We start from the raw sequence: 13,658 nt of genomic DNA, 5'->3' as shown, positions 1-13,658 counted from the left end.
AAATTCGCGCGGCCTGTCACAGGGCCGATGGCTGGCGCGTCTTCAGGGTGTAGCAAGCAGATTTCATCGCTCTTCTTCATCAACCACCCAGGAGTACATCTCATGAGCCAAGCCCCCGCCCTCCGTCTCGCCTGGACCAAGTTCGCTCCCAAGTCCTTCCAGGCCATGATCGCCGTCAACGGCAGCTTCGAGTCGAGCACGCTCGGCAAGGTGCTGATCGACCTCGTCTTTGCGCGCGTGTCGCAGATCAACGGCTGCGCTTACTGCCTCGACATGCATGTGCGCGACCTGCGCGTGCAGGGCGAAGAGTGGCAGCGCATCAACAGCCTCGCCACCTGGCGCGAGGTGAGCCTCTTCAACGAACGCGAGCGTGCGGCGCTCGACTGGGCCGAAACGCTCACGCGCCTGGCCGACCACCACGCCGATCGCGATGCGGAGTACGAAGCATTGAAGGCCGTCTTCAGCGACCAGGAAATCGTCGAACTCTCGCTCGCCGTGGCGCAGATCAATGCCTGGAACCGCCTCGGCGTGGGCCTGCGTTCGCAGGTCGTGGCCAAGGCGATGCCCTGAGCCTCAGCGCCGCTCCACCACCATCGGTGCGATGCGCAGGCTGTCGCGCAGCTGCGTGACGGCCTCGCCCGCCGCGTTGCGCGACGGGAACGGGCCGGCCTGCAGGCGGTGCGTGCCGGCTTCGCTGAACACGCGCAGCTGCGGTGCCAGCGTGGGCAGGCCGCGCGCGGCCTGGTTTCTCAGGCTCTCGGCGCCGTCGCGTTCGCGGAACGCACCGAGTTGGACCCAGAAGCCGGAAGCGGCGGATGCAGAAGGCGTCGACGGTGCCGCGGGCGCAGCGAGCGGGGCCAGCGGCGCGAGGTCTGTCACCACCATCGCTTCGCGCGGGCCGGCCGGTGCCTCGGGCGCTGATGGCGGTGCCGCGGCCATCACGGGCGTCTGCGGTGCCACGGGCATCGTCGCTGCAGGCGCGGCAGCGGCCGTCATCGCGACCGGCGCGACCCAAGCCGATGGCACGGCCACCGGCGCCGCCGCCACCCGGACGGGCGCGGGGGCCGGCGCTCGCGCAGGCGCCGCCGCATAGGCCGTGCCCGCATCGCGTCGCCAGGCGCCGGTGCGGATGTCTTCATTGGTGATGCGCTCGATCTCCACCGGCGCCACGCCGCGCAGCAGATCGAGCTTCAGCGCCGCCGTGTAGCTCAGGTCGATCACGCGGCCGTCCACGAAGGGTCCGCGGTCGTTCACGCGCACGATCACTTCGCGCCCGTTGGCCGGGTTGCGCACGCGCACGTAGCTCGGCAGCGGCAGCGTCTTGTGCGCGGCCGTCATGGCGTACATGTCGTAGGGCTCGCCGCTGGCGGTGGACGCCGCATGAAACTTGCGGCCGTACCACGAGGCGATGCCCGATTCGCGGAACGGCCGGTCGTCGGTGATCGGCTGGTAGCCGCGGCCCAGCACCGTGTACGGTTTGCTGGTGCCGCCGCTGCTGCGGATGGGCTCGATGCGGGGCTCGGCGTCGGGCACGCGGTCGAGGTCCGAGGGGATGTTGCTGCCGGGGCCGTCGCGGCCACCGGCGACGCCGCCACCGCTGCTTCGCGGTCCGCTGGCGCAGCCGGCCAGCACGAGCGCGGCGGCCAGGGCGCAGGCCGTCAGCGCCCGGGAAGCGAGCGTGCCGTCAGCCAAAGACCGCCTTCCACAGCGCCAGCATGGCGTCGCGCTCGGCGCTCAGGGCGGGCGGCGTGACCTGTGTCGGCTCTTCGTTCAGGCGTGCGCGGTGCTGCACGCGGCGCAGCTCGCGGTAGGCCTTGGCCGCGTCGCGGCCCACGCCTTCGGGCAGCAGGCCGGCCTGTTCGGCACGCAGCAGCAGCGCGATGTTGCCCAGGTTGGGAATCAGCTCGGGGTGTGCGCCTGAGGCCGACAGCACCAGGAACTGCACCGCGAACTCGGCATCGACCATGCCGCCGGGGCTGTGCTTCACGTCGAAGCGGTCGGCCTTCACGGGACGGGCGCCGCGCAGCTTGTTGCGCATGCCGATGATCTCGGCCTTCAGCGACTCGCGGTCGCGCGGGGCCACCATCACGGCCTCGCGCACCTGGTCGAAACGCGCGCCCAGTTCGGCGCCGTGGTCGGCGCTGCCGAGCACGAAGCGCGCGCGCGTCATGGCCTGGTGCTCCCAGGTCCATGCGGTGTTGCTGCCGCGTCCGAGCTGGTACTTTTCGTAGGCCTCGAAGCTGGTGGTGAGCAGGCCCGAGTTGCCGTTGGGCCGCAGCGCGGTGTCGATCTCGAACAGATCGCCCTCGCGCGTTTTCACCGTGAGCCAGTTGATGAGCTTGCGCACGTAGGCCGCATAGACCTCGCCGGCGCGCTCGTCGTCGTCGTCGTAGACGAACACGATGTCCAGGTCGCTGCCGTAGCCCAGCTCTTTGCCGCCCAGCTTGCCGTAGCCAATGATCGCGAACTGCGGCACCTCGCGGTGCCGGTTGCGCACATGCGGCCAGCACCAGCGCGCGGTCACGCGCAGCGTGGTGTCGGCCAGCGCACTCAGGTCGTCGGCCACCTGCTCGACGGTGATGCGGCCGTCCACGTCGCGCGCCAGCGTGCGGAACACTTCGGCGTGGTGGGCGTGGCGCAGCAGGTTCAGCAGGCGCTCTTCGTCGGCTTCGCCGGTGCGCGTGAGCGAGGTGTGGCGCGCTTCGAGTTCACGCTCGAATTCGTCGGCGATGAAGCGGCCCGAGAGCATCTCGTCGCTCGCGAGCTCGTCGATCACGCCGGGGTGCTGCATCAAATAGCGCGCCGGCCATTTCGCGGCGCCCAGCAGGCGCAACAGGCGCTCCTGCACGGCGGGGCGTTCGACCAGCAGCGCCAGGTAGCTCTCGCGGCGCATCAGCGGCTCGATCCAGTCGGCCCAGCGCATCGCGGCATCGACGTGGCGCGGCGTTTGCCCTGCGCCGTCGCCGTCGGGCTCCTTCAGCCACTGGCCGGTGCGTTGCACCAGTTGGCGCAGGCGGCCCCGGGTTTCTTCGCGCAGGGCGAGCACACGCGGCGTTTCGCACCAGTCGCGGATGCGCTCGGCAAACACGGGCGGCAGGTCGTCGAGCAGGTCGGCCAGGTCGGCGGGCGCGGCCGATTTCTTGCCGTTGCACTTGCCGTTGCAGGGCTTCTCGCCGCCCAGCAGCTTGTCGAATTCCTGCGCCACGAACTCGCGGTGCGTGTCGAGCTGTTCGAGGAAGGGGCAGCAGTCGGCATAGCCCATCGACTGCGCGATCCAGCGCAGGTCGTCGTCGTTGACCGGCAGCACGTGGGTCTGCTGGTCGTCCAGATACTGGATGCGGTGCTCCACGCGGCGCAGGAACTCGTAGGCCGCGGCCAGCGTGTCGGCCGTGTCCTGCGGCATGAGGTTGGCGCGCGCCAGCCGCTGCAGTGCGTCGAGCGTGGGGCGCGTGCGCAGCTCGGGGAACTGGCCGCCGCGCACCACCTGCAGCAGCTGCACGGTGAATTCGATTTCGCGGATGCCGCCGCGCGAGAGCTTCACGTCGTTGGCGCGCTCGGGGCGTCCGGCGCTGCGGCGCGCCGACTGCTCGCGGATCTGGCGGTGCAGGATGCGCAGCGAGTCGAACACGCTGTAGTCGAGGTAGCGGCGGAACACGAAGGGCAGCACCACGGTGCGCAGCGCCTGCGCCTGTCCGCCGAGCACCACCTCGCGCGGCGCGACCACGCGGCTCTTCATCCAGGCAAAGCGCTCCCATTCGCGGCCCTGCACCTGGAAATATTCTTCGAGCGCATCGAGCGAGACCACGCTCGGCCCCGAGTTGCCGTTGGGCCGCAGCGCCAGGTCGACGCGGAACACGAAGCCGTGCTCGGTCACGTCGCCCACCAGCGCATAGATGCGCTTCACGGCGCGCGCAAAGTACTCCTGGTTCGACAGCTTGCCGCGCCCGTCGGCATCGCCGGCCGTGTCGCCGTCGACGTCGTACAGGTAGATGAGGTCGATGTCGCTGGACACATTGAGCTCGCGCGCGCCGAGCTTGCCCATGCCAATCACCCACAGCTGCGAGCGCTGGCCTTCGGGGCCGAGCGGCGCGCCGTGCTGGGCGTCGAGTTCATGGCAGGCGTCCTGGCAGGCGATGTCGAGCGCCAGTTCGGCCAGCTCTGTCACGGCGGTGGTCACCACCGCGAGCGGGGCCTGCTGGTCGCAATCGAGTGTGACCAGGCGTTCCATGACCAGCTGGCGCACGATGCGCAGCGCATCGCCGACGGCCACGCCGCGTGCGCGCAGGGCGTCGTAGGCGACGGTCATCGATTCGCGCCGGGGCTCGCCGGGTGGCAGCAGGCCGAGCTCGGCCGCATAGCGGCGACGCAGTCGCTGGACGAATCGGGAACTGGAAGAAAACGCGGAAGGCGTCGGATTGGATGGCAACTGATTCACACTGGTGTGGGTTGGCGCGGAACCCGGCTCTAGGCTGGCGGTCATAATTCCCGACACAGCGCGACCCTCAATGAACGACACGGCGTCTTCCCCTTCACGTCTGCTCCAAATCACCGCTGTGACAGCGCGCTGGCTATTGGGTCTGCTCTTCGCTGCGTGGCTTCTGCTGGCGCTGTCAGTCGTGGTCCTGCACGCGTGGATTGTGCCGCGAATCGGCGATTTTCGCGGTGCACTCGAGGCGCAGGCTAGCAAGGCCATCGGTGTCCCGGTGCGCATCGGCGCCATCACCGCCCGTTCCGAAGGGCTATTTCCGGCCTTCGAATTGCGCGACGTGGTGCTGCAGGACGCAGACAAACGCGAGGCCCTTCGCCTCGTGCGGGTGGTGGCGAGCGTGTCGCCGCGATCGCTTTGGCGCCTGAATTTCGAGCAGCTCTACATCGAGGGCCCGCAGCTCGACGTGCGTCGCGACACTCAGGGAAAACTCCATGTGGCTGGATTGCACATGGAGACCGACACCACCGGAGAGACCCGCGCCGCCGACTGGTTTTTCGCGCAGCGCGAGTTCGTCATCGAAGGCGGCACCGTGCGCTGGACCGACGAGCAGCGCCGCGCCGAACCCCTGCTGCTGACCGACGTGCGCTTCGTCTCGCGCAACGGTTCGCGCCGCCACGGTCTGCGGCTGGACGCCACGCCGCCGGCCGGCTGGGGCGAGCGCTTCACGCTGCGCGGCCAGTTCCGCCAGCCGCTGCTGTCGATCCGCAGCGGCCACTGGCAGACCTGGGACGGCCAGCTCTATGCCAACCTGCCCTACATCGACGTCACCCGGCTGGGCCAGTACGTCTCGCTCGATGCGCGCATCCGCGAAGGCAACGGCGCGCTGCGCCTGTGGGCCGACGTGAACGACGGGCGCATCGTCGGCGGCGCCGCCGACCTCGGACTGAACCGCATCGACGCCTCGCTCGGCAAGGGGCTGGAGCCGCTGGTGCTGCGCGCCGTCACCGGCCGGCTGGCGGGGCAGCTGAACGCCGACACTTTCGAGTTCTCGACCACCGCGCTGCAGTTCGACACCGTCGACGGCCTGCGCTGGCCCGGCGGCAACCTGTGGCTGCAGCACACGCCGGCCAAGGGCCGCACGCCCGAGCACGGCGCGCTGAAGGCGGACCGGCTCGACCTCGCGGCGCTGGCCCTCATCGCCGACCGCCTGCCGCTGGGCGAGGCCACGCACCGCGTGCTGGGCGCCTATGCGCCGCGCGGCCTGGTCGAGCGCATCGACATGAACTGGCAGGGCGCGCCCGACGCAATCGCGCGCTACCAGGCCAAGGGCCGGATCAGCGGGTTGCGCGTCGCGTCGCAGCCGGCCCCGGCCGCACCGGTCGCGTCGAGTACGCCACCACCGGCGGGCGCTGCCGCCACGCCGCCCCGCGTGCACCCCGGCACGCCCGGCCTCAGCGGCGCCACGCTCGACTTCGACGCCAGCCACACCGGCGGCACGGCCACGCTGGCCATGGCCAAGGGCACGCTCGAATTCCCCGGCGTGTTCGAAGACCCGGTGATCCCCATCGACCGGCTCTCGACCCAGCTGCAGTGGAAGCTCGACAACGGCGCGATGCAGGTGCAGGTGTCGAAGCTGCGCTTCGCCAACGCCGACGCCGAAGGCGAGGCAGAGGCCCATTGGCGCACCAGCGACCCGGCCACCTCGCGCAGCCGCGCGCAGCACCCCGGCGTGCTCGACCTGCAAGGCAAGCTCACGCGCGCCGACGGCACCCGCGTGTTCCGCTACCTGCCGCTCGACATTCCGCAGCACACGCGCGACTACGTGCGCGAGTCGGTCGTCAAGGGCACGGCCAGCACGGTCGATTTCCGCGTGCGCGGCGACCTGTACGACATGCCCTTCATGGACCCGAAGCAGGGCGAGTTCCGCATCGCGGCCAAGGTGTCGGACGTGCACTACGCCTACGTGCCGCCATCGCTCGCCGCCGCCACGGCCGCCCCCGCGACGCCCGCGTCGCGCACCGGCCCGCCCGCCGCGCCGCCGCCCGTGTGGCCGGCGCTCACGGGCGTGTCGGGCGAGCTGGTGTTCGAGCGCGCGGGCATGCTGGTGCGCAACGCGCGCGGGCGCATCGCGGGCGCGCCCGGCGTCGAGGTCACGAAGGCCGAGGCGCAGATCGCCGACATGTCGCACCACGCCGCCATGCTGCGCGTCGACGCGCAGGCCAAGGGGCCGCTGGGCGAAGTGCTGCGCGCCGGCGCGCCGCTGGCCGGCGAGGCCGGGCCTTTCCTGCAGCGTGCGCGCGCCACCGGTTCGGCCGACTACAAGCTGCACCTCGACCTGCCGCTGGACAACGTCGACAACACCAAGGTGCAGGCCACCGTGACGCTGGCCGACAACGAGCTGCAGCTGGTGCCCGAGGCCCCGCCGTTCACGCAGGCGCGCGGCACGCTCAGCTTCACCGACACCGGCTTCTCTCTGGCCGGCGTGCAGGCCCGCCTGCTGGGCGGTGATGTGCGCGTCGAAGGCAAGGGCCGCTTCAGCGGGCCGCAGCGCGAACTGGCGCTGAAGGCGCAGGGCACGGTCAGCGCCGAGGGCCTGCGCGGCGCGCGCGAGGTCGACTGGCTCGCGCGGCTGGCCAGGCAGGCCACCGGCAGCGCGCCGTATGCCGCCACCTTCTCGATGCGCGACGACACGCCCGAGTTCTCCCTCACCAGCAGCCTGCAGGGGCTGGCGCTGAACCTGCCCACGCCGCTGGTCAAGACCGCCGAAGAACAGATGCCGCTGCGCATCGAAAAGAAGGTGCTCACGCGCGACGCCCGCCACGTCGCCACGCAAGACCAGCTGACGCTCGAACTCGGCCGCGTCGGCGCGGTGCAGTACGTGCGCGAACTCTCGGCCACGGGCGAGGCGCGCGTGCTGCGCGGCGGCATCGGCATCGGACTGGCACCGGGCGAGACGGCGCTGCCGCCCGACCGCGGCGTGTTCGCCAACGTCAACGTCGCCAAGCTCGACATGGGCGCCTGGCAGACGCTGGTGGGCACCAGCGCCGCGGCCGCCGCCGGCGGCGAGCGCGCCGACGATCCCGACCTGGCCTACCTGCCCACGCGCATCGCCGTGCGCGCGCAGCAACTGGGCATTGCGGGCCGCACCCTGCACAACGTGGTGCTCGGCGGCACGCGCGAAGGTGCGCTGTGGCGCGCCAACGTCGACGCCAGCGAATTGAGCGGCTACGCCGAGTACAGCCACAGCCAGGACGGCCGGCTCTACGCGCGGCTGGCGCGCCTGAAGATCGCGCCGACCGAGGCCACGCAGGTCGAGACCCTGCTCGACGAGCAACCGGGCACCTTGCCGGCGCTGGACATCGTGGTCGACGACTTCGAGCTGCTGGGCAAGCGCCTGGGCCGCGCCGAGATCGACGCCGTCAACCGCGGCGGGCGCGAATGGCTGCTCAACAAGCTCGCCTTCAGCGTGCCCGAAGCCACCTTCACCGCCAAGGGCACCTGGGCCGCACCGGCGGGCGGCGGCGCAAGCGCCGGCCAGCGCCGCACCACGGCCATGAACTTCAAGCTCGACATCGCCGACGCCGGCGACCTGCTCACGCGCTTCGGCATGCCGGGCGTCCTGCGGCGCGGCAAGGGGCGGCTCGAGGGCGAGGTCAACTGGCGCGGCTCGCCGTTCTCGCTCGACTACCCGAGCCTGGGCGGCCAGTTGCAGGTCGACGTGGAGCAGGGCCAGTTCCTCAAGGCCGATCCGGGCCTGGCCAAGCTGCTGGGCGTGCTGAGCCTGCAGGCGCTGCCGCGCCGACTCACGCTCGACTTCCGCGACGTGTTCAGCCAGGGCTTCGCCTTCGACTTCATCCGCGGCGACGCCAGGATCAACAAGGGCATCGCCAGCACCAACAACCTGCAGATGAAGGGCGTCAATGCCGCCGCGCTCATGGACGGCTCGGCCGACATCGTGCGCGAGACGCAGAACCTGCGCGTGGTGGTGGTGCCCGAAATCAACGCCGGCACCGCCGCGCTGGTGGCCACGGCCATCAACCCCGCCATCGGCCTGGGCACCTTCCTCGCGCAGTGGGTGCTGAGCAAGCCGCTCGCGGCCGCCGCCACGCAGGAGTTCCACATCGAAGGCACCTGGGCCGATCCGAAGATCGCCAAGGTGCCGCGCTCGCTGCAGCTGCCCGGCCTGCCGGGCACGTCGGGCGCACCCGCGGCCGGCGAAGGCAGGAAAACGGAGACCACGCAATGAAAGTCGCAGCCATCCAGATGGTGTCCGCCATCACCCGCGAAGCCAACCTCGTGCGGGCCCACGCCCTGCTCGGGCAGGCGGCGCGCGACGGCGCCGAGCTTGCGGTGCTGCCCGAGTATTTCTGCATGATGGGTGCGCGCGACACCGACAAGCTCGGCCTGCGCGAGACCGCCGGCGCCGGCACCGTGCAGGGCTTCCTGGCCGACGCCGCGCGCGAGTTCGGCCTGTGGATCGTCGGCGGCACGCTGCCCATCGAGAGCGACGACGCCGACCACGTGTTCAACAGCTCGCTGGCCTTCTCGCCCGAAGGCAAGTGCGTGGCGCGCTACGACAAGATCCACCTGTTCTTCTTCGACAACGGCACCGAGCACTACGACGAGCGCCGCGTCATCGCACCGGGCGCGCAGCCGGTGGTGTTCGACCTGCCTTCGCGCGACGGCCACAGCTGGCGCGTGGGCATGAGCGTCTGCTACGACCTGCGCTTTCCCGAGCTGTACCGCGCGCTGGCGGGGCAGGGCGCCGACCTGATGCTGGTGCCCAGCGCCTTCACGCGCACGACGGGCGCCGCGCACTGGGAGGTGCTGCTGCGCGCCCGCGCCATCGAGAACCTGGCCTGGGTGGTCGCGCCCGCGCAGGGCGGCACGCACGAGAACGGCCGCCAGACCTGGGGCCAGTCGCTGGTCATCGACCCCTGGGGCACGGTGGTGGCGCAGCAGGCCGTCGAAGAGGGCGTGGTGCTGTTCGACCTCGACGCCCGCCAGGTCGAGCGCACGCGCGCCCAGCTGCCCGCGCTGTCGCACCGCGTGCTCGCCTGACGATGGCCGACGAGGCGCTCGACGTTCCCGCACCGCCGCCGCCGCAACAGCCGCAGCGCCGGGGATGGGTCGTCGCCTTCGCGCGCCTGCGCTCGCTGTGGAAGCGCTGGTTCCTCTGGCTGCTGCTGGCGGTGCTGGTGTCGGCGCTGCTGGTCACCGTCGTGTGGCTGGCCGGTCGGCACGAGGTCGAGCAGGTGCAGGCCGCGCTCGAGCGCGACACCGCCGATGCCGTCGTCGACCTGCGCAGCGGCCTGCAGCGCAACGCCCAGAGCCTGCGCGCCACGCTCGCGCCGGGCATGGAGCGCACGCACTGGGCCGACCGCGCGGCGGCGCAATTGCGCGAGCACCGCGAATGGCTGCGGCTCGAATGGCGCGATGCCGACCTGCGCCCCATCGAGGCCGTGAACACGCCCTACCGCACACGCATCCTCGAAGAGAGCAACCGCGGCCCCGCGCAGTCCGATGTGGCACTGGCCTGCGCCACCGCGCGCAAGGGCGGCGCGCCCGCCTACTCACCCAGCCACTACGTGCCCGTGGCCGGCGGCGGCGGCGTCGAGGTGATGGAGCTGTGCCTGCCGATGGACGGCGGCGACTACCTGGTCGCGAGCTATTCGCTGCGCGACACGCTGGTCGAACTGGTCGGCCCCACGCTCACGCGCGGCCAGGAGGTCGCCTTCACCGAGGCCGACGGCACGCGGCTGGTGGCGCTGGGCACGTCGCGACGCATCGGCACGCGCGTGTTCACCTCGCAGCAGCGCATCGACCTGCCGGGCGCCTCGCTCATGCTGCGCGTGGACGGCTGGCGCGCCGCGCCCGACCTGTTCCCCAACATGCTCACGGCGCTGGTCACGGCGATCTCGATTGCGCTCGTGTCGGTGCTCGTGCTGCTGGCGCGCGACACCCGCCGCCGCCTGCGCGCCGAGCGCGACCTGGCCGACGCGCTGGCTTTTCGCAAGGCGATGGAAGACTCGGTCATCACCGGCCTGCGCGCGCGCGACCTGCAGGGCCGCATCACCTACGTCAACCCGGCCTTCTGCGAGATGGTCGGCTTCACGCCCGAAGAACTCATGGCCGACAGTGTCGAGGCGCCGTACTGGCCCACCGAGCTGGCGCACGAATACCACCTGCGCCAGACGCGCCGTTTCGCGGGCGGCCTGCCGCCGCGCGAGGGCTTCGAGTCGGTCTTCATGCGCAAGGACGGCACGCGTTTTCCGGTGCTCATCTTCGAGGCACCGCTGATCAACGCGCACAAGGTGCAGACCGGCTGGATGAGTGCCTTCATCGACGTGAGCGAGCAGCGCCGCGTCGAAGAGATTTCGCGTGCCAGCCAGGAGCGACTGCAGGCCAGCGCGCGCCTGGCCACCGTGGGCGAAATGGCCTCGCTGCTGAGCCACGAGCTCACGCAGCCGCTGGCCGCCATTGCCAGCTACGCCACCGGCTCGCTCAACCTGCTCGGGCCCGAAGTGAAGGGCGAGCAGGCCGAAGTGGCCATGGCCGTGAAGCGCATCGCCGAGCAGGCCGACCGCGCGGGCCAGGTCATTCGCAGCGTGCACGACTTCGTGCGCCGGCGCGACCGCATGCGCGAGGCCGTGGCGCCGCAGGCGCTCATCGACGCCGTGCTGCCGCTGGTGCGGCTGCAGGCGCGCAAGCTCGACGTGACGATCGAGATCGTCTTCGAAGAGCGCCTGCCCGCCGTGGTGTGCGATCGCACGCTGGTCGAGCAGGTGCTGCTGAACCTCGCGCGCAACGCCATGCAGGCGATGGACAGTCCCGACAACACTGGAAACCGCCTGTTGAGGCTGCGCGTGGCGCGCGCCCTGCCCGTGGGCGCCACCGTGCCGGCCGACGGCCGCCGCTGGCTCGAGTTTTCCGTGGCCGACCTGGGCTGCGGCATCAGCGACGACGTGGCCGCGCGCCTGTTCACGCCCTTCTTCACCACCCGTGCCGACGGCATGGGCCTGGGCCTGAGCCTGTGCCGCACCGTGGTGGAGCAGCATGGCGGCGCGCTGATGTTCGAGCCCAACCGCCCGCAGGGCACCGTCTTCCGCTTTACGCTTCCGGCTGCGGGATAGCCGCCTTTTTCTTTTTCTTCGTTTTCTGTTCCGCTGGACCTCATGGCATGCAACCGCTGATCGATGGCTTGATCTTTATCGTGGACGACGACGCCAGCGTGCGCGAGGCGCTGGCCTGGCTGCTGCGTTCGCGCCGCCTCGCCAGCGAGCACTTCGGCAGCGCCGAGGCCTTCGAGCAGTACCTGAACGAGGCGCCGCTGCCCGATCAGCCGCGCTGCCTGCTGCTGGACGTGCGCATGCCCGGCATGAGTGGGTTGGTGCTGTTCGACCGCCTGGCCGAACGCGGCCTGCTGGCCGAGATGCCGGTGATCTTCCTGACCGGCCATGCCGACGTGCCGACCGCCGTCGAGGCGGTCAAGCGCGGGGCTTTCGATTTCTGCGAGAAGCCGTTCTCGGACAACGCACTGGTCGACCGCATCGAGCAGGCGCTGGGCATGTCGCAGCGCGCCCTCGAAGTGCAGCGCGTGCGCCGCGGCCTGGCCGACCGCATTGCCGAGCTGACCGACCGTGAGCGCGACGTGATGCGGCTCGTGGTCGAGGGCCTGCCGAACAAGCTCATCGCCGACCAGCTCGCGATCAGCGTGCGCACGGTGGAGGTCCACCGCGCGCGCGTGTTCGAGAAGATGGAAGTGAAGTCGGCGGTGGAGCTGGCCAACCGCCTCAGAGACCTTTAGAAGGTCAGATTTTCTCGGCGACGAAGATTTCGACGCGGCGGTTCTGCGCGCGGCCGGCGGCCGTGCCGTTGTCCGCCAGCGGCTCGCGCGAACCGCGGCCGTCGGTGGTGATCACGGTGGTCGACACGCCGCGGCCCACGAGGTGGTTGCGCACGCTGTCGGCGCGGCTCACCGAGAGGCGCTCGTTGCCTTCTTCGCTGCCCGTGCTGTCGGTGTGGCCGACCACGCGCAGGCTGGCGGTGGTGGCGCTCTTCAGGCCCTCGGCGACCTTGTCCAGCACCTGCGCCAGGTTGCGCTTGACGTTGGAACGGCCCGTGTCGAACGAGAGTTCATTGGGAATCACGACGTGAAGCTGGTTGTCGGCGGTCTGCTCGATCACCACGCCGGTGCCCTTGGTGGAGCCTTCGAGCTCGGCCTTCAGCGCGGCCAGTCGGGCGGTCCAGCTGTTGGCCGGTGCGGCCTGCTGTGCGGCCGGTGCTTCGGCCGGCGGGGTCGACGATGCGCACCCCGCGATGAACAACACAGCGGCCAGGGCCGCGCTAGACACTACAAACTTCCTCATGAATTTTCCCTCTGCTTGGACCAATGAAAACTGAAGCGGGAACCGGCCGTTCGATGGTGCGGCCGGTTTCCCCGTGGGGCTTTTGATCAGCCGCGCGGTGCGCGCTCGCCCACGTAGATCTCGACGCGGCGGTTCTGTGCCCGGCCGGCGTCGCTGTTGTTGTCGGCCACCGGCTCGTGCGAGCCGCGGCCTTCGATGCGGAATGCCGCGGCGCTCACGCCGCGTGCCACCAGGTAGTCGCGCGTGCTGGCGGCGCGGTCCACCGACAGCGGGTTGTTGATGGCGTCGGAGCCGGTGCTGTCGGTGTGGCCAATGATGCGCACCTCGGCGTTCGGGTTGTTGCGCAGGCCGTTGGCGAACTGGTCGAGCACGGGCGCGAAGTTCGACTTGATGTTGGAGCGGCCCACGTCGAACGACACGTCGCTCGGAATGGCGAGCTTCAGCTCGTTGTTGGCCGTCTGCGTCACGGCCACGCCGGTGCCCTGCGTGGCGGCTTCCATCTGGCGCTTCTGGTTTTCCATGCGCTGCGACCACAGGTAGCCGCCGAGCGCGCCGGCTGCCGCGCCGACCACGGCGCCCGTGCCGATGGCTCCGCGGTTGCCGCCGGTGGCCGAGCCGATGGCGGCGCCGCCGAGCGCGCCGATGCCGGCGCCGATGCCGGTGTTGCGTTGGGTGTCAGTCATGCCGCCGGCGCAGCCGGACAAGACGAGGGCTGCTGCGGTGGTTGCAAGAACGAACTTTTTCATGGCGATCCCTTTCAAGGTTGAATCAAGCGGGCCACAGCTTAGCCCCCGACGCGCCCCCGATGGTACGTGCTCAAAGCCCTACGGAAAATAAGAAAACTTTCGCCATCGCCCGTG

At 70.6% G+C, this 13,658-nt stretch carries 9 protein-coding genes; 5 read left to right on the top strand and 4 right to left on the bottom strand.

Annotated features, from left to right (window positions below):
• Window positions 1-102: 102 nt before the first annotated feature.
• On the top strand, window positions 103-570 hold the full coding sequence (locus tag RZE79_RS29770; RefSeq protein WP_319358063.1) for a carboxymuconolactone decarboxylase family protein: 468 nt from the start codon (window positions 103-105) through the stop codon (window positions 568-570).
• A 3-nt stretch (window positions 571-573) separates the two neighbouring features.
• Here the strand turns inward: RZE79_RS29770 and RZE79_RS29765 are convergent, their stop codons facing one another.
• Together RZE79_RS29765 and glnE are read right to left on the bottom strand one after the other, a co-directional pair.
• A complete protein-coding gene (locus tag RZE79_RS29765; RefSeq protein ID WP_319358062.1) occupies window positions 574-1,692 on the bottom strand; it encodes a septal ring lytic transglycosylase RlpA family protein in 1,119 nt (372 codons plus the stop codon).
• Window positions 1,685-4,480, bottom strand: a complete 2,796-nt coding sequence (glnE, locus tag RZE79_RS29760; protein ID WP_319358060.1) for a bifunctional [glutamate--ammonia ligase]-adenylyl-L-tyrosine phosphorylase/[glutamate--ammonia-ligase] adenylyltransferase — start codon at window positions 4,478-4,480, stop codon at window positions 1,685-1,687. Before glnE ends, RZE79_RS29765 begins: the two co-directional genes overlap by 8 nt.
• Window positions 4,481-4,505: 25 nt before the next feature.
• Between glnE and RZE79_RS29755 the strand changes: the two genes are divergently transcribed.
• From RZE79_RS29755 to RZE79_RS29740, 4 genes are read left to right on the top strand one after another with little or no spacing between them, the layout of a single operon-like run.
• Window positions 4,506-8,675, top strand: coding sequence for a YhdP family protein (locus RZE79_RS29755; protein WP_319358058.1), 4,170 nt, complete (start codon window positions 4,506-4,508; stop codon window positions 8,673-8,675).
• Complete coding sequence (locus RZE79_RS29750) at window positions 8,672-9,490, top strand: carbon-nitrogen hydrolase family protein (RefSeq protein ID WP_101490829.1); 819 nt, start codon at window positions 8,672-8,674, stop codon at window positions 9,488-9,490. The genes RZE79_RS29755 and RZE79_RS29750 overlap by 4 nt, the downstream gene beginning before the upstream one ends.
• Before the next feature lie 2 nt (window positions 9,491-9,492).
• Window positions 9,493-11,562 (top strand): PAS domain S-box protein, encoded by a 2,070-nt coding sequence (locus RZE79_RS29745; protein WP_319358057.1) that lies wholly within the window; start codon window positions 9,493-9,495, stop codon window positions 11,560-11,562.
• A gap of 47 nt (window positions 11,563-11,609) precedes the next feature.
• Window positions 11,610-12,236 (top strand): response regulator transcription factor, encoded by a 627-nt coding sequence (locus RZE79_RS29740; protein WP_153281507.1) that lies wholly within the window; start codon window positions 11,610-11,612, stop codon window positions 12,234-12,236.
• A gap of 4 nt (window positions 12,237-12,240) precedes the next feature.
• Here the strand turns inward: RZE79_RS29740 and RZE79_RS29735 are convergent, their stop codons facing one another.
• A complete protein-coding gene (locus RZE79_RS29735; protein WP_153281508.1) occupies window positions 12,241-12,798 on the bottom strand; it encodes an OmpA family protein in 558 nt (185 codons plus the stop codon).
• An 86-nt stretch (window positions 12,799-12,884) separates the two neighbouring features.
• Window positions 12,885-13,544: an OmpA family protein gene (locus RZE79_RS29730; RefSeq protein WP_056575284.1), complete on the bottom strand. Its 660-nt coding sequence runs from the start codon at window positions 13,542-13,544 to the stop codon at window positions 12,885-12,887.
• Window positions 13,545-13,658 lie beyond the last annotated feature (114 nt).

This window comes from Variovorax sp. EBFNA2 (assembly GCF_033802765.1).
GTDB lineage: Bacteria > Pseudomonadota > Gammaproteobacteria > Burkholderiales > Burkholderiaceae_C > Variovorax > Variovorax paradoxus_H.
The sequence above is the reverse complement of the archived record's forward strand: the minus strand, read 5'-3'. Positions and strand labels throughout refer to the sequence as shown.